Here is a 23,356-nt window from a genome sequence, read left to right on the forward strand (position 1 = left end):
CGCTCGCCCCGAAACCTACCGACTCAATCCTTCCGGCATTGTGCCCAGAAAGAAGCGATTGGCGCAACGCTAAATCGGGGACACTATACTATTTAATTGCAGCGAATGATGATGGTCGACGCCTGGAGGCGCACACATTTAATAATATAGCGTCCCCGATTTACCAATTCTTCGGCGGCGCCTTGCGGCCCCGTGACTCGTCCCGTGCTTTCGATTAGCCTTCCGGCTCAGACACGACTTTGGGGCAGACATGAAAATCAGATTCCTGGCGCTGGCCGCAGCATTTCTTTCATCCTCGGCCGCCGTCGCGGCTTCACCCATATCCGATGCGGTGAAGGCCGATTGGGACAAGATCCTGCAGCCGCTCTTCATCGACTTCCACAAGAATCCCGAGCTCAGCTATGTCGAAAAGCGAACGGCCGGGATCATGGCCGACCAATTGCGCGCCGCCGGCGCAACGGTGACGGAAGGCGTTGGCGGCACCGGGGTGGTCGGCATCATGAAGAATGGCGACGGACCCGTCATCCTGGTCCGCGCCGACATGGACGGCCTTCCCGTCAAGGAAGCGACCGGGCTCGCTTACGCCTCCAAAGCCGTTCAGACCGGGATTGACGGGGTCGAGGCACCGGTCATGCATGCCTGCGGGCATGACGTCCACATCACCTCCCTCGTCGGCACAGCGCGGCGTCTGGCGGCGATGAAGGACCGATGGAAGGGAACCGTGGTTTTCGTCGTCCAGCCGGCCGAGGAACGGATCGGCGGTGCCCGCGCGATGATCGAGGACGGGCTCTACACGCGCTTCCCGAAACCCGATTACGCGCTGGGATTCCACGTCAATGCGGGCGCCCCCACCGGCACCATCATCGCCGATCCCGGCATCGCTTATTCCTCCTCCGACAGCGTCGATATCATCATCCACGGCGTCGGAACTCATGGCGCCTACCCCCATCAGGGCAAGGACCCGATCGTGATGGGCGCCGAAATCATCATGGCACTGCAAACATTGGTCAGCCGGGAAATCTCGCCGCTGCAGCCGGGCGTCGTGACGGTGGGATCGTTTCGCGGCGGTCTGAAACACAATATTATCGGCGATAAAGCGGAAATGCAGCTTTCGGTCCGATCCGACGACGAAGCCGTCCGCAAGACGCTGCTGGAAGGCATCAAACGGATCGCGGTCAATGTCGGCCGGATGAACGGCATGCCCGAAGACAGGTTGCCGGAGGTCAAATTGTCGACGGAATCGACGCCGGTCACGGTCAACGACGCGGCGTTGACGGCGCGGCTGCGCCCCGTCTTGCAGCAGGCCTTCGGTGCAAAGGCGATCATCTCGCCGCCGCGCGCGGGCATGGGGGCGGAGGATTTCGCTTACTTCATCGAACGGAAGCACAATGTGCCCGGCTTCTATTTCGCCGTCGGCGGAACGCCGCAGGCGGCCTTCGACGCCGCCGCCTCCGGAGGCCCGCCCGTGGCCGGGCACCATTCGCCTTTGTTCAAGATCGACCCGGAGCCTTCGGTCCGGCTCGGCACGGAAGCGATGACGGTCGCGGTGCTCGACCTGCTGAAAAGCTGAGCGCCGCCGGAATTCCCGAAGAAAGTCGGGCTGGAGCCTGCTTCAGATTGATTCAATCCGAAACGATCATGGTAGCGGAGCGGCGTCGCATCCGATTGGATTTGCCAAGCGAGCCGCACCGCGCTAACTGTTATTGATAATCGATCGCAATAACGGGCTGGGCATTCTTGCGGACATCCTCCCTTCGAGCCTGGTTCCTCATCCACAAATGGACCAGCATCCTGTGCACGGCCTTTCTGCTGATGCTGTGTCTGACCGGCCTGCCGCTGATCTTCCATGAAGAAATCGACGCGGTGACGGCGCCGCCGCCCGTTTATGGCATGCCGGGAACGGGATCGTCCGGCGATGCGCCTGGCCTCGTCCCGCTGGACGTCATGCTCGCCAAGGCGCTGGCGGCGCGGCCGGGCGAGGTGCCCGTATTCATGGCATTCGACAATCGGGATCCCGGCATGACGGTGACGACCGCGCCCGCACCCGATTCCCCGGACGGTGACATGACGGTCCAGCTGTTCGACCGATCGACCGGAGAAGCGATCGGGCAGGTGGATGAAGACGGGGTGATGCATTTCCTGCTGCAGCTCCATACCGACATGTTCCTGGGCCTGCCGGGGATGCTCTTCCTGGGCCTGATGGGCCTGCTGTTCGTCGCGGCGATCGTCTCGGGGGTCGTTCTCTATGCACCCTTCATGCGCAAGCTGCGGTTCGGCACGCTCCGCGTCACGCGCAGCAAGCGGCTCAAATGGCTCGACTACCACAACCTCCTCGGCATCGTCGCGCTCGCCTGGACCCTGGTCGTCGGCGCGACGGGCGTCATCAACAGCTTCGCCACGCCGATCAACCGGTACTGGCAGATGAACGAACTCGCCGAAATGACGCGGGCTTATGCCGGCAAGGGCGAGCTATCGCCCTCGCGCTACGGCTCCATCGACCGGGCCATGGCGGCGGCGCGAAGGGAGGTTCCCGGCAACAATCCGCAATTCATCGGCTTTCCGGGCGGCGCCTTCAGCAGCAGGCATCATTATGCGATCTTCTTCCAGGGGGATACGCCGCTGACCGAGCGGCTGCTGACTCCGGCCCTGGTCGATGCCGAAACCGGCCGGTTCACCGCCGCCCGGCCGATGCCCTGGTACATGCAGGCATTGGCCTTGTCGCAGCCCCTGCATTTCGGCGATTATGGCGGGCTGCCGCTCAAGACGCTGTGGGCCTTGCTGACCGCCTTCACGATCATGGTGCTGGGATCGGGCCTCTATCTCTGGCTCGGCAAGCGTCGCGCCGGAATCGATGCGCACGTCCGCGAGGTCGAGACGGGCGGCACATTGGAGGCGGCCGAATGAAGGGCGGCCGTCCCCTTCGCGCCATCTTCGCCATGCCCTTGCTGATCGCCCTGGCGACCCTCGTCGGGCTGGTCGCGGCGCTGACCGGGGATGGCCTGCGCGACGCCGCCTCCTGGATCGCGCTCGCCATACCCGTGCTTGCCGTCTGCTGGGCGATGCGCATCCGAACCGGCTGATAGCTTCGCTCCGATGGTGCGCGGCCCCATCCGGCACTTGCAGTAGGAGTTGCAGAAGCTAGCGTCAGCCAGGGCGAAGGGGACGGCGCGATGACGATGCGGGGCACATATGATTCGGCGCTGGTCTGTATCTCGATCCTCATCGCCATCGTCGCTTCCTATGCGGCGCTGGATCTTGCCAGCCGCGTCAGGGCGTCAGATGGCTGGTTGCGGCGCGCCTGGCTGGCCACCGCGGGCATCGCGATGGGCGGCGGGATCTGGGCGATGCATTTCGTGGCGATGCTCGCATTCCGCATGCCGGGTATGGAGGTCGGCTACGATTTCAGCCTGACATTCCTCTCTCTGGCGGTGGCGATCCTGGTCACCGGCTGGGGGTTCACCGTGATGGCGCGCGCACCCGGCGCGATCATGCCCCTGTTCGCGGCGGGACTGTTCATGGGTCTCGGCATCGTCACGATGCATTATCTGGGCATGGCGGCGATGCGCATGAACGCCGTGCTCAGCTACGACCCTTTATGGCTCGGGATTTCGATCCTGATCGCCGTCGGCGCCGCGACGGCGGCCCTTTGGCTCGTTTCGCGCGATCGCCACCATGTCGAACGGTTCGGAGCCGCGGCGCTGATGGGCTCGGCTGTCGCGGGCATGCACTTCGCCGGAATGCGGGCGACGATCTTCAGCCATATTCCGGGCGCGGATCATATGCCGGGCGGAGCCGCCGTGAGCCAATCGACGCTGGCGGTCGCGGTTTCGACCGCAGCCTTCCTGATCCTGTTCCTGACGCTCGTCGCCGCCATGTTCGACCGCCGCTTCGCGCAGCTGGCGGAGCGCGAGGCGGCAGCGCTCCGCCAGAGCGAGGAGCGATTCCGGTCACTCTATCGCGCCACGCCCCTGCCGCTCCACGCGCTCGATCGCGCCGGCCACATCGAACATGTCAGCAACGCCTGGCTCGAGCTGCTGGGCTATGCGCGCAAGGAAGTGCTCGGACGGCCGCTGACCGATTTCCTGAGCGAACCTTCCGCGCGGCAGATGCTGCAACAGGATTGGCCGGCCCTGCTGCGCGACGGCAGCCTCGCGCCGCGCGACTATCGGATGGTGGCCAAAGCCGGCGATTTTCTGGACGTGGTCTCGGCGGCCCGGGTCGAGCAGGATTCCACCGGCCAATTCCTCCATGTCGTCGGAGGCCTGACCGACGTGACGGGCCGCAAGCGCGCGGAAGAGGCATTGCGCCAGGCGCAGAAACTGGAGGCGATCGGTCAGCTGACCGGCGGGATCGCACATGATTTCAACAATCTCCTGGCGGTCATTCTGGGCAATCTGGGACTATTGAGGAAGAAGCTGCTGGAGGATCCGAAGAGCCTGCATTTGCTGGAAAGCGCGATCGAGGGTGCGCAACGTGGCGCTTCACTGACCCAGCGGTTGCTCGCTTTCGCGCGCAGGCAGGATCTGCGCCCCGCGGCGGTCCATGTCCCGGAGCTCGTGCGGGGCATGGCGGATCTTCTGCAACGCTCGCTTGGGCCGACGATACGCGTCGAGATGCGATTTCCGCTCGATCTTTCTGCGGCCCGGGTCGATGCCCACCAGCTTGAAATGGCGCTGGTCAATCTCGCCGTGAATGCCCGCGACGCCATGCCCGGCGGCGGTGTGTTCGATATTTCGGCAGCCGAACAGACGCTGGCCCAGGGCGAGGTCGAGGATCTGTCGGCCGGCCGTTATGTGAAGGTCGCGATCGCCGACAACGGAACCGGGATGGACGAGGAAATACTTTCCCGTGCGGTCGATCCCTTCTTCACCACCAAAGGCGTGGGCAAGGGCACCGGCCTGGGCCTGTCGATGGTCCAGGGGCTTGCGGCACAATCGGGCGGTCGCCTGGTCCTTCGGAGCGCCGTCGGCCGCGGTACCACGGCCGAGCTCTATCTACCGGTCGCCGAGCGTGCTCCGGCGCCCGTCCCCGTTATCGATACGGCCAAGGTGGAACGCCGGGCCTGGCCGATGAGGATCATCGTGGTGGACGATGATCCGCTGGTGCTCGCCAATGCCGTAGCCATGCTGGACGATCTCGGCCATCATGTGCTGCCGGCCGCTGCCGGCGCGGAAGCATTGTCGATCCTGAAGGACGACGACGGCATCGAACTCGTCATCACCGATCAGCTGATGCCCGGAATGACGGGGCTCGAGCTTCACGAGGCGATCCGGATAGGCCATCCGAACCTGCCCGTCCTGCTCATCAGCGGATTGGCCGATCTCGATCCCGAGACGCTCAACGACGTGCAGTTGCTGCCCAAGCCCTTCACGCAAGATGCGCTCGCCACCGCAATCCAGCAAATCGCATCCGCCGCGCTCGTTCCGCTGAAGCGCCGCGGTGGCGCCGTTTAAGATCGATACGCCGGCTTCTTCAGGCAAAGCGGCCGCGATTCAGCGGAATTCCCTCCGGCTGAGATCGACGATCATCGCGGCCAGGGCCGCCAGACCGCCCCAAAAGCCGATCGTGCCGGCGAGCGCCGCCTGGGCCGGATTCTCGGAGAGCATGTTGGCCGGGATCAGCCAGGGAAACCACACCCCCTGCTCCGCGCCGCTCGCCACCACGGCGACGAGCGTCCCTCCGATGCCGAGCACGAGAGGCGGCACGAAGCTGCGGAAGCGGAGCGCCGCCCACAATTGGACCGCGATCAGCAGCAGCGAGCTCAGGAACATGCCCGCGACCTGGGCGCCATGCTCCTTGAAGCGCGGTGTCCCCACGAGCTGCGGTCCTGCCGCGGCCCATTCAGCAAAATGGCCGGCTACCGGGGTCAGCAGGATCAGGGCGGCGCTCATCAACCCGACGAGCAGGATCGTCAGCACTGATTTCGCTGCGAACAGGCGCCATTTCGGCACAGGCAGCGCAAGCAAATGGTTCCAGAAGCGCGGCCCATGTTCGATCTGGGCCAGCAGAATCGTGAGCGCGGTTACCGTCATCGGCAGCATGAACAAGCCCCAGGCTGCGGCCAAATTGGTGGTGAAAAGCGGCCAGGGCGTCGGCTCATCGCGGTCCATGACGACGAGCGAAGTCAGCACGACGACCATCAGCGGCGCGGCGGCGCACAGCAGCAGGGCAAGACTGTTGCGCAGCTTCAACATCTCGGAAAACAGGGATGCAGGCATTTGATCTCTCTCTATTCGGGTCAGGCCGCCAGCCGGGGGCCGCCCGCCGAGCAGCCAGCCGTCGCTACGGTCGCATGGAAAATATCTTCGAGACTCGGCTCGCGGACCTCGATCGCGTTCACCGCGATGCCGCGTTCGACCAGCTGGGCGTTGATCCACGGCACTGCCGTCGCGGCCTTCCGCCCCGCTGCCGGCGCGACGCGAACCGTCCCGCCTTCCTCGACCAGGGCCGCGATTCCGGATGAGGCCAGGATCGCGACGAGAGGCTCGGGCCGGTCGACCCGGAAGCTGACGATCATATCCCCCCTAGCCTTCGCCGCGTCGAGGGGCGCCTCCAGCAGCAGCCGGCCGGCGTGCATCAGGCCCACATGGGTCGCGAACTGCTCGACCTCGGAAAGGATGTGGCTGGAAACGAACACGGTCGCGCCGCTCCGTTCGGGCAGGCGGGCCAGCAATGCCCGCATGGCCAGGATTCCTTCCGGATCGAGGCCATTGGTGGGCTCGTCCACGACCAGCAGCCTTGGGCTGCCGAGCAAAGCGCGCGCGAGGCCCAGCCGCTGGCGCATACCCAGGGAATAGCCGCCGACGCGTCGGCCGCCGGCATGCCGAAGGTCGACGAGCTCGAGCACATGGTCGGTCTCGGCCGCGTCGAGGCCAAGCAGCCGGCGGGTGATATCGAGATTCTGGCGCCCGGTCAGATGATCATAATGGGACGGTGTTTCCACCAGGGCGCCGATGCTCCGCGCCGTATCCACCCTGTGGGCGGCAAGGTCGAGACCGAAGATCCGGATGCGGCCGCGATCGGGCCTCAGGAGCCCGAGGATAAGCCGGATCAAGGTCGTCTTGCCGGCGCCGTTCCGGCCGAGGAAACCGTAGACCGAAGCTTCCGGAACATTGAGGTCGACCGCCTCCACCGCCCGGTGCGCGCCGAAGGCTCGGCTGAGCCCCTGTGTCTGAATGGCAATATTCACGTCTTCTCCGTTGCAAAGCACAGCGATAATCTTTAACTAAGAGGTGGATTTTTTAAGTGCAAGTTAAATTTTTTGGAGCTTTCGTGACGAAGGATATGGACCTTTTGCGCCAGCACAGCCTCTGGCTCGCCCGTTTCACTTTGTTCCTGCTGGCGGGAACCGCCTTCGCCCTGCTGCTTCCGACCTTGGTTCTGCTCGCCGTTCACGCCGCCAGCGAAGGAACATGGCCGAGGCTGCTGGGCTGGTCGATCGAGACGGCGTTGCCGTCCATCTTCTATCTCTACGCCTTGTGGGCGATACGGATCACCTTCCGCGACTATGCGGCGCAAGGACTGTTTGGTCCGACGCTCGCCATCGGCTGCACCCGCGCCGGTGCGGCCCTCGCTCTCGGCGCCGTTGCCAGCGCAATCGTTGCGCCCAATCTCCTGCGTCTCCTGGAACCCGGCGGGTCTTGGGCGAACCCCGGCTTCGTCCGTTTCGATAGCGCCTATCTGGCCGTGGGTGTGGTCGGCATCGCGATCACGCTCCTCGGCCGCTTGCTCCGGCGGGCGGTCGAGGTGCAGCGGGAGGCGGCGCAGCTTCGCCGCGAGCTGCAGGATTTCTTCTGATGCCGATTACGGTCAGGCTCGACGCTGTGCTTGCCGCGAGGCGGATGAAGGCGCGCGAACTCGCGCGACGGATGGGCATAAGCGAGACTCAATTGTCGCTCTTCCGTTCGGGCAAGGTGCGCGGCATCCGCTTCTCGACGCTCGCCGCCATGTGCGCCGTTCTCGGTTGCAAACCCGGGGACCTGCTCGATTATGATCTCGATCCGGCCGACGCGCAGGACAAGACCGACGCCGATTGATGCCCGCCCGCGAAATAATGCTATATAGCCGTTGACTTATATAAGTGCATATCAATATAGTTCTGCCATTTCGAGGAGATAATGGCATGAATTTCGACGTTTCCCGCCACGCAAATGCCGTCACCCGTTCGGTTACCAATGGCGAATGGAACGGAAAATCCGCGCGCATCGTAGTGGCGGAACGCGATTATGCGACCGACATCGAGGATGCGTGGGACGCGCTCACCAGCGCGGAGCGTATTCCGCGCTGGTTCCTGCCCGTGAGCGGCGATCTCCGGCTGGGCGGACGCTATCAGCTTCAGGGCAATGCCGGCGGTACGATCGAGCGCTGCGAGCCCCCGCGCCTTCTGCAGGCGACGTGGGAATTTGCCGGCGGGATGAGCTGGGTGATCGTCACTTTGTCCGCAGAATCGGAGGATAGCACGCGCCTGCGGCTTGAACATATCGCCCATGAGGACGAACAATTCCTCGCCTTCTGGGATCAATTCGGGCCTGGAGCGGTCGGCGTCGGCTGGGACCTGACCCTGCTCGGTTTCGCCGGACATGTGGAATCCGGCATGGTGGTCGACCATAAGGAAGCTGAAAAATGGCTGACAAGCGACAATGGCAAGGCCCTTGTCGTCCAATCGAGCGAAGGCTGGGCCGGCGCTTCGATCGCCTTCGGCACCGAGGCCAGCGCCGCGCGCCAGGCCGCGGATCGCACGACCGCTTTCTATACCGGCGCCGGCGGCGCGGCCGGAGAGGCGTCGGACCAGGAATAGGCCCATGCACGCCTTCGACGTCCTCGGCGATCCGGTGCGGCGGCGCATCCTGGAATTGCTGGCTGAAGGGGAGAAATCCTCCGGTGACGTCGTGGCCGTGGTTCAACGCGAATATGGCATCAGCCAGCCCGCCGTTTCCCAGCATCTCAAGGTCCTGCGCGACAGCGGCTTCGCCACCGTTCGTGCCGATGCGCAGCGGCGGCTATACGCGGTCGACACGGCGCCGCTCCGCGATGTCGACCGTTGGCTGGACCAGTTCCGCGCCTTCTGGGATCACAAATTGGAAGCCTTCGCCACGGAGATCGCCCGCGGCAAGAAGAAACGGCGGGACTGATCGAAATCCATTCGGGCCTTCGTCCCCGGCGGCCGCTGCCCCACGCGCTGCTCGGTTTAGTCTCATGGATGGCGCACGTGGCGGAGACCGGAAGAAATTGCGAACCTGCGCACATCCGTCCGGCCGAAATATCGCGGTTCCGAATCCTATTTCGCGGTGAGCAAGACCGAGACGCGCTCCGGCCGCAGTTCGCGCCGCGCCTGGACGATCACCTGCAAGCCCCCGGAGATGCCGAGCATCGCCAGGATGCCGGCCACCGCGAGGTCGGGCCAGGCGGTGCCCGTGCCGAACACGCCGACGGCGGCCGCGACCACGGCGATATTGCCGACCGCATCGTTGCGCGAGCAAATCCAGACCGAACGCATGTTCGCGTCGCCCGTGCGGAAACGAAACAGCAGCAAGGCGACGCCCACATTGGCAACAAGCGCCATCACGCCGATCACGCCCATCGTCTCGGCATTCGGCAAGGTCCCGAAGAAAAAGGCATAGGCCGTGCTGAGCAGCACCCAGGCGCCGAGCACGAGAAGGCTGATCCCCTTCACCAGGGCCGCCCGCGCCCGCCAGCTCAACGCCATGCCCGCTACCGCCAGGCTGATGGCATAATTGGCGGCGTCGCCGAAGAAATCGAGCGCATCGGCCTGCAGCGAACGGCTGTTGGCGGTTGCCCCGGCCCAGATCTCGACGGCGAACATGGCCGCATTGACGACAAGCGCGATCCATAGCGCCGTCCGCCAGCCACGGTCGCCGGCGGCTTTATCATGTCCGCTCTCCGCCCCGCAGCAATGTCCGGCCATGGCCTCACCTCGACAGAATCAATCCGGAAACCCATATGGACCCTGTAGCCGCTACAGGGTCAAGAGGCGGATTGATGAAGATTGGTGAATTGGGCCGCAGGACGGCCACCAAAGTGGAAACGATCCGCTATTATGAGCGGGTGGGCCTGCTGCCGCCGCCGGAGCGCACGGAGGGCAATTATCGAAGCTATGCGAAAGCCCATGTCCAGAGGCTGAGCTTCATCCGCCATGCCCGGGGGCTCGGTTTCGACATCGCCGAAATACGCTCCCTCCTGGATCTCGCCGACCAGCCGGAACGCGAATGCGAGGAAGTCGACCGGATCGCCACGGGCCATCTCGAAGCGGTCGAGGAAAAGATCGCGCAGCTGGAAAAGATGCGGCGCGAACTGGCTCGCATGGTCGGCCAGTGCCGCGGCGGCCGGGTCGCCAGTTGCCACGTCCTGGAGGTGCTGGCAGATCACGCCCTTTGTTCCACCGACCACGCCCCAGCGGGGACGCCGCTTCTTTCATGATAACATTGTTATTGCTGGCCGTTGCGCTGGCCATGGACGCCTTTGCCGTCGCCCTTGTCCAGGGCGCATCCTGCCGGCTCGGCTTTGGCGGGGCCGTACGGATCGCCCTGGTCTTCGGCCTCGCCCAGGGCTTGATGCCCCTGGTCGGCTGGTCCCTCGGATTCGCCTTCGCCGACACGTTTCAGCAATTCGATCACTGGATCGCCTTCCTGCTGCTCGGATTGCTTGGCGGGCGGATGATCCGCGACGGCATCTGGTACGAACCGGATGCACCCGAAGCCAAGCGCCTGTTCATGCTGAGCCTGCTGGTTTCGTCGCTCGCGACCAGTGTGGATGCCGCCGCCGCGGGGCTGACGCTTCCGCTATTGGGCCAGCCGATCCCGACCGCCTGCCTCGTCATCGGCGCGACGACCGCCTTGCTCTCCTTCGGCGGTGCCCTCATCGGCCGGCGGGTTGGAGTCCATTTCGGCAAGAAAGCCGAACTGGTGGGGGGAATCCTGCTCGTCGGCCTCGGCATAAGGATCCTGGTCGAACATCTCGGCCTGGCCTGACGGCCGAGAGCGTCTGGTCCTAACCTACCGCACACCTCTCCTTGCGCCACACGCCCGGCGCCATGCCATATTCCTTCTTGAAAGCGCGGCTGAACGCGGCCTCCGAATTGAAGCCCACCGCATAAGCGATGTTGCACGCATTCTGCCGTCCTTCCTGCAGCAGGTTGGCGGCGATATTCATGCGATGCTTGCTCAGATAGCGCATCGGCGGATCACCCAGCAGGTCGGTGAATCGGTCGGCGAAGGCGGAACGGGACAAGGCCACCGCACGGGCGAGCGATTCGGTCGTCCATGCTTCGGCAGGATGGGCATGGAGCAGGGTGAGGGCCTTGCTGACATGCGGATCGCGGAGTCCCGCAAACCAGCCGCCCTGTTCCTCCGGCAGGGCTTGCACATATTGCTTCACTGCCTCGGCGAACAGGAGCTCGGCCAACCGTCCGATCATCTCCGGCGATCGGGCCGCCGCCTCAGTCGAGGCGAAGCGGAAGGAACTGGCCAGCCATTCGCCGCTGGTGCCGGTAGATGCGTCGATGACGAGCAGGCTCGGCAGGCTGAGCAGGAAGGAATTGATCGGCGTCAGCGTACCGAGGAAACCGCACAGGATCTTGGTCGGCTCGCCGCCGCCGCCCCAGACGATCCGAAGCAGGGATCCTTCGTCGCCGGCCAGCATGATCTTGCTCGCGGCGACCGGCGCGCAGCCGAAATCGCTTCCCAGCTTGTGTAGTTCGTTTCGTGGAACCAGCATGATCTGGCCGGCGCGAACCTCGATCGCCGGATCCGATCCGACGGCGCAAAGCAACCGTCCCGAAACGACATAATGATAGGCGATGACATGGGCGGGCTGCGGAAAGAAGGCCGCGCAATCCTCCGGCGTCATTTGCGACGTGACGCACCATGGGTCACTGAAATCGGCCTCCAGGAAAACGCTTCCCGAAAGCTTCATTCCCGACAGCACGTTCGTCAGCACGTCCATGTCCCATGCCCCGCATGATCAGGCGTCTGGATCAATGATTCCGGCGTCTCGGACATTCACCCCTGTGCGCAGGGGTATAAAAGGAAAGCATGACGGAACCGGCCGGAACCAAGTCCGGCCAATCTGACGCATTTTGCGATTCCAGGCAACCGGCGGGACGCGCCGCCGGCCGGACCCGCACGACAACCGAAGGGAGACGGAAAATGTATCATCAAAGGAAGACTGTTTTGCAGCTCGTGCTGATCGTCACCTGCGCATTCGGCTGCTCGGTCGCGACCCTCAGCGGCGCGGTCGCCATGTGGTTCAGCGCACCGCACGCAGCGCCGGTCGTCAGCTGACGATCGCGCCAATCGACGGGATTAGGGAGAGAGACATGTATCACGGCTTCAACTTCGGCGACGTCCTCGCCGCGTCCGCCCGCGCCGCCTGGCGCATCGAAGATATTCTTCCGGAAGGATCGGCGCTCGATTTCACGCGCCCCTTCCTTCCGGAACGGCTGGCCGGCACCACCGCCGCGCCTGGCCTGTCGGAAAGCGAGCGGCGAACGCTCAACCAGATACGGGGCCATGAAATGAATATCTGAGCATCTTCGGACTGGTCGAGGAGTTCATCCTGCCCTTCGTGCTGGATCATGCCAGGCCGCAACTGAACGGCGACGATCTGCGCGTCCGCGCCTTGCTCAACTTCGCCGGCGAGGAGGCCAAGCATATCCAGCTCTTCAGGCAATTCCATGCGCTTTTCACGGAGGCATTCGAAACGCCGTGCGACGTCATCGGTCCGCCGCAGGCGATCGCTGCCGAGATCCTTCGCCACGATCCGCTCGCGGTCGCTTTCCTCATCCTTCACATCGAATGGATGAGCCAGCTCCATTATGTGGAAAGCGTCCGTGACGACAATGACATGGACCCCCTGTTCAAGAGCCTGCTCAAACATCATTGGATGGAGGAGGCGCAGCACGCCAAGCTCGACACTTTGATGGTCGAGTCCCTGGCGGAGGGGCGTGACGAAGCCGGCATCCAGGCGGCCGTCGACGAATATCTCGAAATGGGCATGTTCCTCGACGCGGGCCTCAGGAACCAGGTCGGCATGAACCTCGCCGCATTCGAAGCCGCCAGCCGGCGCACCCTCGCGCCCGAACTGCGCCAGGCGATCGCCGCGCAGCAGCATCAGGCCATGCGCTGGACCTATATCGGATCGGGGATGACCCATCCGAAATTCCTGGGGACGCTCGAATTCCTGTCCCCCGCCGCCCGCGACCGGATCGTCGAGGTCGCACCCACTTTCTGCTGAACCACCGAAGAAGGAGTCACATTCATGTTGGACATCGCCACCAAACCCGCCGTCAACGGCATCGACCTCCAGGCCCTGGAGGAAACGGTCGAAGCGATCGGACAGGATCCGGGCCTCGCCATAGTCGGCTTCCGCGTCACGACCGAATGGAAAGGCCAGACCCGGTCGGAAACGACCGTCCAGGGCTTCACCCTCGGAGGCAACCATATCGCCCGCGACTTCACCATCACCGCCGACGAGCCTTGCGAATTGCTCGGCACCAATACCGCCCCCAATCCTCAGGAGTTGCTGATGTCGGCAGTCAATGCCTGCATGATGGTCGGCTATGTCGCCCAGGCGTCCGTGCGCGGCATCACGCTGGACAGCTGCACGATCGAGACGGAGGGCGAACTCGATCTGCGCGGCTTTCTCGGCCTGGATGACGACGTTCCCCCCGGCTACCGGCAGGTCAATTATGTCGTGAGGCTGGAGGGCGACGGGACCCCCGAACAATATGAGGAGATCCACCGCGCGGTGATGGCCACCTCACCCAATTATTTCAACATGGCCCGGCCGATCCAGATGAACGGCCGGCTCGCCTGACGAGCAGGGCGCCCTTGCGACCAAGGGCGCCCAATCCTCCGCAGGCATTCGGCACCCGTCGCGCGCCAGATTCTTCCCGGCCCTCAGGATCTCAGACGGCTTTTTCCTCCATACGCCGCTTCAAGGCCGCCTTGTCGACCTTGCCGACCGGGAGCAAAGGCAGTTCCCGTTCGATCACGATCCGCTTCGGCACCTTGTAATTGGCCAGCCGTTCCCGGCACCAGGCTTTCAGCTGGTCCGCATCCGACTCTCCATCCAATGTGACAAAGGCGATGCCGGCCTCCTGCCAGATCGGATCGGGGACACCGACCACCGCGACAAGGGCAACCGCGGGATGCCCCTCCAACACCGATTCGATCTCGCGCGGATAGACATTGTAGCCGCCCGATTTGAACATTTCCTTGCGACGGCCGGCGATGCGATAGCGTCCGTCGGGCCGGCGCAGGGCAAGATCGCCGGTGCGGAAATAGCCGTCCGGGGAGAAAGCTTCTTCGGTCGCCTCGGGACGCCGCCAATAGCCGAGCATCGCATAAGGCGATCGGACCCAGACCTCCCCCACCTCGCCATCGGCAACGTCCCTACCCCGATCGTCGACCAGGCGGATCTCGACGCCGGCAAAGGCGTCGCCGACCGACCCCACCGCGACATCGAGATCGTCGGTCGGCTCCAGCACGGTGATCGCGCTGCCCGTTTCGGTCATGCCATAATTGGTGGCCAGCCTGGGACAGAGCGCGCGGAGCCGCTCGGCGGTTTCCAAAGGCATGGCGGCGCCTTCCCAGACGATCAACTGTACCGCGGAGAGGTCGTAACGGGCAAAATCCGGATCCGCGAGCTGCAGTTGGAAGACGGTCGGCACCGACATCCAGGCGGTGATCCCTTCCCGTTCCATCAAGCCAAGACAGGCGGCATTTTCATATTGCTCGAGGAAGAAGATCGTTCCGCCGGCCGCCAGGCAGGGCATGGAAAGGTCGATCACGCAGCCGATATGATTGATCGGGAAATAATTGACAGCGCGCATCGGGCTGACCGGCCACAGGCGCGCCTGCTCGCGGCTGAAATCGACGATCCCCTTATGGTGGAGCAAGGCGCCCTTGGGTGCGCCTGTCGAACCCGATGTGTAGACGATCAGGCAAGGATCGCGGCCGCCAGCTTCGGCAAAACGCGAAGCCAGCGCTTCCTCCGCAATTTCTGCGCCGCGCGCGATGAAGTCCGGCATCGCCTCCGTGTCCGGGAGGGAGGGGTCGCCATCATTGACCAGGACATGGCGCAGCGCCGGGCAGGCCTCACGCAACGCCAGGATATCCTCGCCATATTCGCGGTTGCCGATCCGCGTGCGGGCGAAAAGCAGGACAGGCTCGCTGTCCCGGACCACATGCAGCAGCTCGTCCCGGCGGTAGCGGGGATTGAGGCCGATCCAGATGGCGCCGATCGATGCGGCAGCGACCATGCTCACCAGATAATCGGGATGCGGCGTCAGCAAGGCGGCGATCCGGTCGCCCTTGCCGACGCCCCGGGCGATGAAGGCGCGGGCCAGTTCGTCGCAGCGCCGAAGCGTTTCGGCATAGCTCAGAATGCGCCCGTCCAGGGCCAATGCCGGCGCGTCCGGCGTCCTGTCCGCCCAATGGGCAATCACATCCCTGAGCGATGCCCAGGATGAACCGTCCGCAGCGTCCGTCATTGCCGGGGCGGCACCCACATGGAAAGCCATTCTGCGACCAAGGCAGGCCGCTCTCCATTCTCGATCTCGATCACGCAATCGAAACGGGCGATCTGCCTGCCCTTGCTGTCGCTCGTCCGGCCGAGCAGCTTGAAATGGCCGCGCACGCGCGCGCCGACCGGCACCGGTGCCACCAGCCGCATCCGATCGAAACCGTAATTCAGATAATAGCCGGTCCGGTCGGGATCGGTGACCGGACCATCGCCCAGCGCGTCGTGCAGCAGATGGGTGAGCAGCCCTGCCGTCAGAAAGCCGAACGCGATCGTGGTGCCGAACGGACCCGCCTTCGCCCATTCGGGATCGACGTGCATCGGATCGAGATCGAGCGTGGCTGCGCCGAAGCGGTCGATCATGTCCTGGGTGATCTCCACCCAGGCGCTCGTCCTGGCTTCTTCTTCCGACGCCATCGCCGCAATATTATCCCCGGGCATGATTGCGGTCACTTGTCATCCTTCATGTCAAATCCAAAGTTGAACTTGTCCTCAAGTTCGATTCTTGTCAAGGCAGGCAGCATCGGCGCAAGGATGAAGGGGCTGGCGTGAAAAGAGAAGCGAATAAGCGCCCGGCCTGCCCAAAAAGGCTGTGGGGCCTGCTCCTCGCTGCGCTGGCAGCGCCGGCCGTGGCAGCGCCCCAGCCTTCGACTCCGCCGGCTCTCGCGTCGAAATTGCCGGTGACGCGATCCGGCTCCGATGCGGCCTTCGCAGCGATTGCGGCGCGGCATTTCCTCGCGCCGCTCGCCAGACGGCAGATCGGCGGAGGGGTGATCGTCGCGGTGAAGGATGGCCGCCAGATCTACCGGGCCGCAATCGGCTATGCCGATCGCGAGCGGCGGCTTGCCGTCGATGCGGACCGCACGATGTTCAACATCGCCTCGATCAGCAAGACGTTCACCGCGACCGCGGTGGCCCAGCTCGTGACGCAAGGCCGCCTCGATTATGACGATCCGATCGATCGCCGTCTGCGCAATCTCGCTCCTCGCCTCGCATCGTCTCGGCAGATCCGGGTCGGGGAATTGCTCAGCCACAGGAGCGGCATCCCCGACCGTTTCCTCGGCGGTAGCTGCCGCGGGCCGGATTGCCGGTCACTCGCGGTCTTCCTGCGCGAACGCCTGCCCGCCCAGCGCGTGCCGTCCGGGCGCTTCGTCAGCTACGCGAATACCGGCAGCTCGGTCGCCGGTTTGATGGTCGCCGATATCACCGGCAGCTCGTTCGGGGATTATCTGCGCCGCCATATATTCGCACCGGCCGGCATGGCGCACAGCCGCTTCGACTTTCCGGGCGAGCCGCCCGCAGCCGCGGGTGATGCCTTTCCCGCTCTCGCCTATGAGGCGGATGGCCGGAATAGGCTCGTTCGTTCCCCGCCTTATTTTTCGGTGTTCAGCCCGGCCGGACAAGTCGCCGCGAGCGGAGCCGATATGGGCCGCTACATGATCGCCCATCTGGAATCGGGCAGTCCTTTGCTTCCGGATGGGGCGCGGCGCGACATGCAGGTCTTGCACGGACGCACGCCTGGGCTCGCGGAAGGCTTCGGTTGGGGCTGGGACGTGAGGGCGGCAAACGGCGCCAGGATCATCGGCCATGGCGGCGACCTGCGCGGAATCGTCAGCGATCTCCGCATGATCCCGTCGCAGCGGATAGGCTATTTCGCCGCAGTGACCGGCGATGCCGGACCCGTGCTCGAGGAGATGAGGGCAGCTTTTGTCGACCATTATGCCGGCACGGTCTCGTTCCGCCCTGCCCTGCCCGCGCCGGGCGTCCAGGTCGATCCGGATCTCGCCGGCACCTATCAGGATTTCCGGTTCACCGCACCAGACCAGCTCAAGATGCTGAGCATGTTCAGCGAGACGCACGTCCGCCGCTTGAGTGCGACCGAGATCTCCGTCGAGCTGCCGCCCCAGATCGGCGGCGGCACCTATCGTTTCGCGCCGATCGGACGTGACCTCTACCGGATCACCAAGGCTCCGGACGGGCGCAGGGCGGTGCCGGACACGATGCTCAGCCTGCTGCGCGACGAGCACGGGTCGATCCGCTTCATCGCGCTCAACGTGAATGGCTACAGCCTCGCGGCCGAACGCATGCCCTTCTACGCGCGCATGAACGTCAAGCTGCCTGTGCTCGGCTTTTGTCTGCTTGCGCTGCTGGTGGGGACGCTTGCCGTGGCGGTCGGTTCGTTCCGGGCTCGGCGCGCGCCCTGGCCGGCGGCGGTCCTCATCCTGTCTTGCGCATGCCTGTCCGCCTTCGTCGCGTGGGTCGCGTTCCGGCTTGCGAACGCATCGCCCTGGGACCTGCTCTATGGCATCGACGCGCTCGGGCTCGCACCCGCTTATCTGTTGCTGTGGATCGCGACTGCAGGCTTCCCGATTGCCGCCGTCCTGCACTTCGGGCGCGCCGCGCGAAGCCTTCCAATCTGGGAAAGGCGGGCGCACCTCATGGCAGTCTCGGCGGGCCTTGCCGCCTCGTTGCTGTTCGCGCTCAACGGCCAGTTCCACGGCCTGTACTGACCTGATGACACGGCTATGCTAGCGCCTGGTCGAAACAGGGAGAAGTGGTCGAAGATGGCGCGACGCAATAAGGACATGGAAACGGCCGCGACGGGAAGGGCCGCCGTCGCCCCGGCCGGCGAGCGCCGCAACGCCGTCGTCCGCAAGCCCGCGCCACCGATCACCAAGCGTGGCACCAGGACCCGCGACATGATCAAGGATGCGGCCGCGCGCGTGCTCGAGCGGATGGGCTATCGCGCGATGCGTCTTCAAGACATCGCCGAGGAGGCCGGGATCAATGTCAGCCTCGTCTATCATTATTTCTCCGGCAAGGCCGACATCACCTTCGAAATCCTCACAGAGTTGGTCGAAAGCCCGCTCTCTTCCGACCTCCAGCCGGCTCCGGAGGATCCGTTCGAGGCGATCCTGGAGGCGAACCGGCGCGTGGTGGCCACCTACAAGGCGACACCCGGCCTGATCCGCTGCCTGCTCCAGCTCGACGAGGAGGAACCGAAATTCGCGGAATTGTTCGCCAAGGTCAGCCTCGACTGGAACCGGCGCGTCGCCCGCGACATGGCTCGCCGCGCGCCCGCCGCCGCGCCGCATGAGGACCTGCGGCTGATGACGGCCTATGCGCTCGGCGGGATGGTGGACAGCTTCTTGTTCGAGGCGTTCGTCGATCGCAACCCGCTCTTCGCCAAATCCTTTCAGAGCGACGAGGACATCGCCACCTTCCTCGCCATCTTATGGTATCGCGCCCTCTATCTGGCCGATCCTCCGCGGGAGAATATGGGCCCCTTCACCGGCTTTTCGGATCTGCGCCTCGATCCTAAATAGAAGTTGAAAACAAGTTCAATAATGCTAGGCTGGTCCGGGGCGCCGCGATGGTGCGCGCTTTATCTGAACGGGATCGGCGGACATGCGCGGACTTGTGACCTTCCTCTTCTTCCTGGTCGCCTTCATTCCACCGGCCGCGGCAACGGACCGGGCGCGGCTGGATGCCGTCCTCGCCCACGCGATCGAGGTCGGCCGCTATCCCGGCATCTCGGTGGCGATCGAGAAGGACGGCAGGATCGTCTATGAAAAGGGAATGGGTATTGCCGATGTGGAGACGATGCGGCCCGTAACGCCGGCAACCGTCTTCCCGATCGGATCGATCACCAAATCCTTCACCCATTTTTCGGTTCTCAAATTGGCCGACGCCGGCAAGATTTCGCTCGCCGATCCGGTCGGCCATTACCTCCAAGACCTGAAGGGGCCGGCCGCCGCAGTCCCCCTCCGCCACCTGCTCGACCACAGTTCCGGCATCGTCAATTATACCGCGCGCTCAGGCTATCCCGAGGCGGAGATACGCTTCGGTCCTGAGCAGGTTCTCGCCTTTCTCGCCGGCCGGGCGCTCGCCTTTCGCCCCGGCGAGCGATTCAGCTACAGCAATTCCAACTCCTATCTGCTGGGCCTGATCGTCGAGAAGGTGAGCGGGCAGCCATTCGCCGATTATCTGGCCGAAAACATCTTCAAGCCGTTCGGCATGACGACGAGCCGCCTGGCCGGTTACCGGGCGATCATCCCCGATCGGGCGAGCGGCTACGAACCTGCAGGGCAAGGTTATGAAAATGCCGCGCAATATGATGTCGATTATCCGTTTAGCGCCGGCGCGATCATGGCCACGGCGGCCGATCTGATCCGCTATCGCCGTGGCCTGTTCGAAGGCAATCTGACATCGCAGTCCATCCGCGACGCTATCCAGGCGCAACGGCCGCTCCTTGACGGCACGCTCAATTATTACGCCTGGGGAGCGCTCATCGGCCGGGCGTTCGAAGGCCATCGCAAGCTCTCGCATTCGGGCGTGATCGAAGGCTTTTCCGCCCATTATGCTTATTATCCGGACGACAGGCTGACCATCGCCGTGCTCACCAATCTCTCCCATGGCGCTTTCATGCCTTATGCGATCGAACATCGGCTGGCCCGCATCATGCTCGGCCTGAAGGAGCCGGCGATCGTCGACCGGCCGGTGCCCCAGGCGGAGGCGGAGGCCTTTGCCGGCGATTATGTCCCCTTCCCTTTCACCTTCGACGCCGGCCGCTTCGGTTTCGTCGGCAAGGATGGAAGGATGTTCCTACGCTATGAAGGCGTGAACAGTCCGGCTCCGCTGGAACCCCTGCTCTATCTTGGCGATGGCCGCTTCGTCGCCGCCGCCGACCATGAGCACAGCTTCACCTTCGACACGGCTAGGCCGCGCGCTCGAAACGTCGAGATCGAGTTTTTCGACGGGCGCTTCCCGGCGGCGCGGGCGCCCGAATCGTCCAACTGATGTCTCCCTGGAAAGGACCAACATGATCCGCTGCCTGCGTCTTGCGGCCGCCCTGCTCGTCGGCGCCGCCACCCCCCTTTCGGCACAGGATGCCGACATCATCATCCGCGGCGGCACCGTCTATGACGGATCGGGCGGCGAAGGACGCGAAGCCGACCTGGTCGTCAAGGGCGACCGCATCGTCGCGGTCGGAGATGCGGGCACGTTGCGGGGGAAGACGGAAGTCGATGCGCGGGGCCTTGCCGTCAGCCCCGGCTTCATCGACGTCCATGCCCATTCGCAGGAAGTCGCCGAACGGCTGGACGGTCCATTCATAAACCCGACCTTCCTGGCGCAGGGCGTCACAACGCTGATCGGCGGTCCCGACGGACGTTACGGACCGGCGGCGCTGAAGCGCATGTTCGGCGCGCTCCAGGCCAAGGGATCGACCCAGAATTACGGCTGCTATGTGGGCCATAACGGCATCCGCCATCAGGTGATGGGCGATGCCCGGCGGCGGGCGGACCCGGCCGAACTGGATGCGATGAAGAAGCTTGTCCGCGGAGGCATGGAAATGGGCTGCGTCGGGCTTTCGACCGGCCTGATGTTTGTCCCGGGCATGTATGCGGACAAGGCGGAGATCGTCGCTCTGGCGCGCGAAGTGCGTCCGTTCGGCGGCGCCTATGATTCCCATACGCGCGATCCGGTGCTGCGGATGATGGAATCCGAGATCGAGGCGATCGAGATCGGCGCAGAGGCCGGGATCCCGGTCAAGCTCGCCCATTTGAAGGCGGTCGGCCTCGTCAACAAGGGCCATGTCGACGACATCATTCGCCGGGTGGAGGCGGAGCGGGCGTGCGGCCGGGAGATCGTCGCCGATCAATATCCCTATGACTGTGCCGCCACCGGGATGCTTTCGGAACTGTTCGTATTTCCCGACACCGACGTCGACGCGCCCACCTCCTATGCGACCGTGCGCCAACGAATCGCCGCCTCGCTCGCAGTCCCCCGGGAAGCGGCGATCCTGCGCAAGGCGACGCATGACGGCATCGACGGTGGCTTCGCGTGGATCCGTGCGGTGGGTTGGGGCAGCATCCGCATCGTCGCGGCGCCCGGGCGGCAGGCGCTCGTCGGCAAGAACCTCCAGTTGCTTGCAAACGAGAGCGGGGAAGATCCGTTCGACCTGGCCGCCCGCCTGCTGATGCAGCCCGGCGAACCGATCATCGTCACCTTCGGCTCCATTGCCGAGGAGGATGTTCAAAAGCTTCTCGTCCAGCCTTGGGTGATGTTCGGCAGCGACGGCACCTATATGGACGGCGGCACCGACGCCGACATGCATCCCCGCGGGGCCGGCAGCTTCCCGCGCATTTTGGGCCATTACAGCCGCGACCTGAAGCTGCTTCCTCTCGGCGAAGCCATCCGCAAGATGACTTCCCTTCCGGCCGATCATCTCCGCCTCCCTCAACGCGGCCGGCTGGCGCCCGGGCTGTTCGCCGACATCGCCATTTTCGATCCGGCGAAGATCATCGACCGGGCGACCTATACCGATCCCGGCGCGCGCTCCGAAGGCATCGTCCATGTCATCGTCAACGGGCGCTTCGTCTTGCGCGACGGAGCGGCTAGTGGAGAGACGCCCGGGCGCTTCGTCGCCGCAGCAGGAAAGCCGAGATGAACATTTGCGATCCCTTTGCCGGCACTGATGCCGATTGGACCTTGAAGAGCATACCGCCCGCTTTGGAAGGGGTCGGCCTGGAAGACTTCGCGGGAAAGAAGGTCGGCTTGTTCGACGACGCGCTTTTCTATCCGGCGGCGATCCTGCGGGAATCCGTCCTGCGCACCAACAGCGCCTGGATGCGCAATTTCATCGCCAGGACGGGTGTCCGGATCGCGCCGCACGGGAAGACCACCATGACTCCCGACCTGTTCCGCCTGCAGATGGCGGACGGGGCCTGGGCGATCACCGCGGCGACGGCCGCCCATGTCCGCGCCTATCGGCGCTTCGGCGTGGACCGCATCTTCATGGCCAATCAACTGGTCGGCGATTCCGCCATCGACTGGCTGCTGGCCGAACTGGACGGCGACCCGAATTTCGATTTCTATTCCCTGGCCGATTCCGTCGAGGTCGTGAGCAAGCTTCAGGAGCGCGCGGCACGGGCCGGGCTCGATCGGCCGCTGCAATTGCTGGTCGAGGTCGGCGCGATGGGCGGACGCACCGGGGTCCGCAATATCGAACAGGGCGTGAAAGTCGCCGAAGCGATCGCCGCCGCATCCCATCTCTCGCTGGTCGGCGTCGAATGTTTCGAGGGCATTTTCCAGGGCCGGCCCGACGGCACCGCCTTGGTGGAATCCCTGCTGGAGGAGGTGATCGATCTCGCCCGCACCTGCGACGTTGCCGGCCTGTTCGACGGACGGATCATCCTCACTGCGGGAGGCTCCTCCTATTTCGACAGGGCCGCCCGCATGCTTGCGCAAGGCCAATGGACGACGGAGCCGGAGATCGTCATCCGATCGGGCTGCTACCTCACGCATGACAGCGACTTCTACCAGCGGATGTTCGACGAGCTGGCCCGGCGCGAACCCGAGCTGGCGGCGGTCGGCGGCGGGCTTCGGCCTGCGCTGCAGGTGTGGGCCCACGTCCAATCCCATCCCGAACCCGGCCGGATCATCTGCGGCCTCGGCCGGCGCGACATCGGCAACGACCTGGCGCCGCCCAAACCGATAGCATGGGCGCGCAAGGGCGATGCCGCTCCTCGGCCGATGCCGCCGGGCCATGCCGTCACCGCGCTCAACGACCAGCATGCCTATGTCGACGTGCCCGCGGATACGCCGCTCCGGGTCGGCGATCTGGTCGGCTTCGGCATGTCCCACCCCTGCACGACCTTCGACAAATGGCGGGCGCTCCTGCTCGTCGACGATGCCTGGAAGGTGACCGGGCTGGCGCGCACCTATTTCTAGAGCCTGGCCGTCGAGACCATGGGCCCGCACATAGCCCCTCCTCTTCAGGGGAGGGGTTGGGGTGGGGAATGTGCGGTTGGGA

General features: G+C 64.6%; 25 protein-coding genes. 19 read left to right on the forward strand and 6 right to left on the reverse strand.

Going from position 1 to position 23,356, the window contains the following annotated elements:
• Positions 1 to 250: 250 nt before the first annotated feature.
• From RQX22_RS17190 to RQX22_RS17205, 4 genes are all read left to right on the forward strand, one after another.
• Positions 251 to 1,570, forward strand: a complete 1,320-nt coding sequence (locus tag RQX22_RS17190) for an amidohydrolase (RefSeq protein WP_315728109.1) — start codon at positions 251 to 253, stop codon at positions 1,568 to 1,570.
• A gap of 167 nt (positions 1,571 to 1,737) precedes the next feature.
• A complete protein-coding gene (locus RQX22_RS17195) occupies positions 1,738 to 2,904 on the forward strand; it encodes a PepSY-associated TM helix domain-containing protein (RefSeq protein ID WP_315728111.1) in 1,167 nt (388 codons plus the stop codon).
• A complete protein-coding gene (locus RQX22_RS17200) occupies positions 2,901 to 3,080 on the forward strand; it encodes a hypothetical protein (protein WP_315728113.1) in 180 nt (59 codons plus the stop codon). The genes RQX22_RS17195 and RQX22_RS17200 overlap by 4 nt, the downstream gene beginning before the upstream one ends.
• Before the next feature lie 90 nt (positions 3,081 to 3,170).
• Entirely contained in the window at positions 3,171 to 5,453 is a 2,283-nt protein-coding gene (locus RQX22_RS17205; protein WP_315728115.1) for an MHYT domain-containing protein, read from the forward strand.
• Between the two features lie 39 nt (positions 5,454 to 5,492).
• Here RQX22_RS17205 and RQX22_RS17210 read toward each other — a convergent pair whose 3' ends face one another.
• Both RQX22_RS17210 and RQX22_RS17215 read right to left on the reverse strand, forming a co-directional pair.
• Entirely contained in the window at positions 5,493 to 6,218 is a 726-nt protein-coding gene (locus tag RQX22_RS17210) for an ABC transporter permease (RefSeq protein WP_315728117.1), read from the reverse strand.
• A 20-nt stretch (positions 6,219 to 6,238) separates the two neighbouring features.
• Positions 6,239 to 7,189 carry an ABC transporter ATP-binding protein gene (locus RQX22_RS17215; protein WP_315728119.1) on the reverse strand — a complete coding sequence of 317 codons (951 nt, stop codon included), beginning with the start codon at positions 7,187 to 7,189 and terminating at the stop codon, positions 6,239 to 6,241.
• 83 nt (positions 7,190 to 7,272) lie between these two features.
• Here RQX22_RS17215 and RQX22_RS17220 point away from each other — a divergent pair, with 83 nt between their 5' ends.
• From RQX22_RS17220 to RQX22_RS17235, 4 genes are all read left to right on the forward strand, one after another.
• On the forward strand, positions 7,273 to 7,797 hold the full coding sequence (locus tag RQX22_RS17220) for a hypothetical protein (protein ID WP_315728120.1): 525 nt from the start codon (positions 7,273 to 7,275) through the stop codon (positions 7,795 to 7,797).
• Complete coding sequence (locus RQX22_RS17225) at positions 7,797 to 8,036, forward strand: helix-turn-helix domain-containing protein (protein ID WP_315728122.1); 240 nt, start codon at positions 7,797 to 7,799, stop codon at positions 8,034 to 8,036. Before RQX22_RS17220 ends, RQX22_RS17225 begins: the two co-directional genes overlap by 1 nt.
• An 86-nt stretch (positions 8,037 to 8,122) precedes the next feature.
• Positions 8,123 to 8,797, forward strand: coding sequence for an SRPBCC family protein (locus RQX22_RS17230; RefSeq protein ID WP_315728124.1), 675 nt, complete (start codon positions 8,123 to 8,125; stop codon positions 8,795 to 8,797).
• A gap of 4 nt (positions 8,798 to 8,801) precedes the next feature.
• A complete protein-coding gene (locus RQX22_RS17235; RefSeq protein WP_315728126.1) occupies positions 8,802 to 9,131 on the forward strand; it encodes an ArsR/SmtB family transcription factor in 330 nt (109 codons plus the stop codon).
• Positions 9,132 to 9,277: 146 nt separating this feature from the next.
• Here RQX22_RS17235 and RQX22_RS17240 read toward each other — a convergent pair whose 3' ends face one another.
• Positions 9,278 to 9,925 carry a cation transporter gene (locus RQX22_RS17240; protein WP_315728128.1) on the reverse strand — a complete coding sequence of 216 codons (648 nt, stop codon included), beginning with the start codon at positions 9,923 to 9,925 and terminating at the stop codon, positions 9,278 to 9,280.
• 74 nt (positions 9,926 to 9,999) lie between these two features.
• On the opposite strand from RQX22_RS17240, the gene RQX22_RS17245 reads away from it, so the two are divergent.
• Complete coding sequence (locus tag RQX22_RS17245) at positions 10,000 to 10,437, forward strand: helix-turn-helix domain-containing protein (RefSeq protein ID WP_315728130.1); 438 nt, start codon at positions 10,000 to 10,002, stop codon at positions 10,435 to 10,437.
• Complete coding sequence (locus RQX22_RS17250) at positions 10,434 to 10,988, forward strand: manganese efflux pump MntP (RefSeq protein WP_315728132.1); 555 nt, start codon at positions 10,434 to 10,436, stop codon at positions 10,986 to 10,988. Before RQX22_RS17245 ends, RQX22_RS17250 begins: the two co-directional genes overlap by 4 nt.
• A 19-nt stretch (positions 10,989 to 11,007) precedes the next feature.
• Here the strand turns inward: RQX22_RS17250 and RQX22_RS17255 are convergent, their stop codons facing one another.
• Positions 11,008 to 11,961: an AraC family transcriptional regulator gene (locus RQX22_RS17255; protein ID WP_315728134.1), complete on the reverse strand. Its 954-nt coding sequence runs from the start codon at positions 11,959 to 11,961 to the stop codon at positions 11,008 to 11,010.
• A 203-nt stretch (positions 11,962 to 12,164) separates the two neighbouring features.
• On the opposite strand from RQX22_RS17255, the gene RQX22_RS17260 reads away from it, so the two are divergent.
• The 4 genes from RQX22_RS17260 to RQX22_RS17275 are packed head-to-tail and all read left to right on the forward strand — an operon-like array spanning position 12,165 to position 13,833.
• A complete protein-coding gene (locus RQX22_RS17260; protein ID WP_315728135.1) occupies positions 12,165 to 12,299 on the forward strand; it encodes a hypothetical protein in 135 nt (44 codons plus the stop codon).
• A gap of 35 nt (positions 12,300 to 12,334) precedes the next feature.
• On the forward strand, positions 12,335 to 12,544 hold the full coding sequence (locus tag RQX22_RS17265; RefSeq protein ID WP_315728137.1) for a hypothetical protein: 210 nt from the start codon (positions 12,335 to 12,337) through the stop codon (positions 12,542 to 12,544).
• Between the two features lie 38 nt (positions 12,545 to 12,582).
• Entirely contained in the window at positions 12,583 to 13,251 is a 669-nt protein-coding gene (locus tag RQX22_RS17270) for a hypothetical protein (RefSeq protein WP_315728139.1), read from the forward strand.
• A 24-nt stretch (positions 13,252 to 13,275) separates the two neighbouring features.
• A complete protein-coding gene (locus tag RQX22_RS17275) occupies positions 13,276 to 13,833 on the forward strand; it encodes an OsmC family protein (RefSeq protein ID WP_315728141.1) in 558 nt (185 codons plus the stop codon).
• Between the two features lie 91 nt (positions 13,834 to 13,924).
• Here RQX22_RS17275 and RQX22_RS17280 read toward each other — a convergent pair whose 3' ends face one another.
• Together RQX22_RS17280 and RQX22_RS17285 are read right to left on the reverse strand one after the other, a co-directional pair.
• Positions 13,925 to 15,511, reverse strand: a complete 1,587-nt coding sequence (locus tag RQX22_RS17280; RefSeq protein WP_315728143.1) for a class I adenylate-forming enzyme family protein — start codon at positions 15,509 to 15,511, stop codon at positions 13,925 to 13,927.
• Positions 15,508 to 15,993 (reverse strand): MaoC family dehydratase, encoded by a 486-nt coding sequence (locus RQX22_RS17285; protein ID WP_315728145.1) that lies wholly within the window; start codon positions 15,991 to 15,993, stop codon positions 15,508 to 15,510. Before RQX22_RS17285 ends, RQX22_RS17280 begins: the two co-directional genes overlap by 4 nt.
• A gap of 95 nt (positions 15,994 to 16,088) precedes the next feature.
• Here RQX22_RS17285 and RQX22_RS17290 point away from each other — a divergent pair, with 95 nt between their 5' ends.
• The 5 genes from RQX22_RS17290 (at position 16,089) to RQX22_RS17310 (ending at position 23,274) form a co-directional block, all read left to right on the forward strand.
• On the forward strand, positions 16,089 to 18,050 hold the full coding sequence (locus tag RQX22_RS17290) for a serine hydrolase domain-containing protein (RefSeq protein ID WP_315728147.1): 1,962 nt from the start codon (positions 16,089 to 16,091) through the stop codon (positions 18,048 to 18,050).
• A gap of 54 nt (positions 18,051 to 18,104) precedes the next feature.
• Positions 18,105 to 18,866, forward strand: a complete 762-nt coding sequence (locus RQX22_RS17295; RefSeq protein ID WP_315728149.1) for a TetR/AcrR family transcriptional regulator — start codon at positions 18,105 to 18,107, stop codon at positions 18,864 to 18,866.
• A gap of 82 nt (positions 18,867 to 18,948) precedes the next feature.
• Positions 18,949 to 20,340: a serine hydrolase domain-containing protein gene (locus tag RQX22_RS17300; RefSeq protein WP_315728150.1), complete on the forward strand. Its 1,392-nt coding sequence runs from the start codon at positions 18,949 to 18,951 to the stop codon at positions 20,338 to 20,340.
• Positions 20,341 to 20,362: 22 nt separating this feature from the next.
• Positions 20,363 to 21,991: an N-acyl-D-amino-acid deacylase family protein gene (locus tag RQX22_RS17305; protein ID WP_315728152.1), complete on the forward strand. Its 1,629-nt coding sequence runs from the start codon at positions 20,363 to 20,365 to the stop codon at positions 21,989 to 21,991.
• Positions 21,988 to 23,274, forward strand: a complete 1,287-nt coding sequence (locus RQX22_RS17310; protein WP_315728154.1) for a type III PLP-dependent enzyme domain-containing protein — start codon at positions 21,988 to 21,990, stop codon at positions 23,272 to 23,274. The genes RQX22_RS17305 and RQX22_RS17310 overlap by 4 nt, the downstream gene beginning before the upstream one ends.
• Positions 23,275 to 23,356: the final 82 nt, after the last annotated feature.

The sequence above is a fragment of the Sphingosinicella rhizophila genome (assembly GCF_032378825.1).
GTDB lineage: Bacteria > Pseudomonadota > Alphaproteobacteria > Sphingomonadales > Sphingomonadaceae > Allosphingosinicella > Allosphingosinicella rhizophila.

Coding starts and splice junctions, on each gene's coding strand:
- RQX22_RS17190 (WP_315728109.1), top strand. CDS start 251: ATGAAAATCAGATTCCTGGCGCTGGCCGCAGCATTTCTTTCATCCTCG.
- RQX22_RS17200 (WP_315728113.1), top strand. CDS start 2,901: ATGAAGGGCGGCCGTCCCCTTCGCGCCATCTTCGCCATGCCCTTGCTG.
- RQX22_RS17205 (WP_315728115.1), top strand. CDS start 3,171: ATGACGATGCGGGGCACATATGATTCGGCGCTGGTCTGTATCTCGATC.
- RQX22_RS17210 (WP_315728117.1), bottom strand. CDS start 6,218: ATGCCTGCATCCCTGTTTTCCGAGATGTTGAAGCTGCGCAACAGTCTT.
- RQX22_RS17225 (WP_315728122.1), top strand. CDS start 7,797: ATGCCGATTACGGTCAGGCTCGACGCTGTGCTTGCCGCGAGGCGGATG.
- RQX22_RS17230 (WP_315728124.1), top strand. CDS start 8,123: ATGAATTTCGACGTTTCCCGCCACGCAAATGCCGTCACCCGTTCGGTT.
- RQX22_RS17235 (WP_315728126.1), top strand. CDS start 8,802: ATGCACGCCTTCGACGTCCTCGGCGATCCGGTGCGGCGGCGCATCCTG.
- RQX22_RS17240 (WP_315728128.1), bottom strand. CDS start 9,925: ATGGCCGGACATTGCTGCGGGGCGGAGAGCGGACATGATAAAGCCGCC.
- RQX22_RS17245 (WP_315728130.1), top strand. CDS start 10,000: ATGAAGATTGGTGAATTGGGCCGCAGGACGGCCACCAAAGTGGAAACG.
- RQX22_RS17250 (WP_315728132.1), top strand. CDS start 10,434: ATGATAACATTGTTATTGCTGGCCGTTGCGCTGGCCATGGACGCCTTT.
- RQX22_RS17255 (WP_315728134.1), bottom strand. CDS start 11,961: ATGGACGTGCTGACGAACGTGCTGTCGGGAATGAAGCTTTCGGGAAGC.
- RQX22_RS17260 (WP_315728135.1), top strand. CDS start 12,165: ATGTATCATCAAAGGAAGACTGTTTTGCAGCTCGTGCTGATCGTCACC.
- RQX22_RS17265 (WP_315728137.1), top strand. CDS start 12,335: ATGTATCACGGCTTCAACTTCGGCGACGTCCTCGCCGCGTCCGCCCGC.
- RQX22_RS17275 (WP_315728141.1), top strand. CDS start 13,276: ATGTTGGACATCGCCACCAAACCCGCCGTCAACGGCATCGACCTCCAG.
- RQX22_RS17280 (WP_315728143.1), bottom strand. CDS start 15,511: ATGACGGACGCTGCGGACGGTTCATCCTGGGCATCGCTCAGGGATGTG.
- RQX22_RS17295 (WP_315728149.1), top strand. CDS start 18,105: ATGGCGCGACGCAATAAGGACATGGAAACGGCCGCGACGGGAAGGGCC.
- RQX22_RS17300 (WP_315728150.1), top strand. CDS start 18,949: ATGCGCGGACTTGTGACCTTCCTCTTCTTCCTGGTCGCCTTCATTCCA.
- RQX22_RS17305 (WP_315728152.1), top strand. CDS start 20,363: ATGATCCGCTGCCTGCGTCTTGCGGCCGCCCTGCTCGTCGGCGCCGCC.
- RQX22_RS17310 (WP_315728154.1), top strand. CDS start 21,988: ATGAACATTTGCGATCCCTTTGCCGGCACTGATGCCGATTGGACCTTG.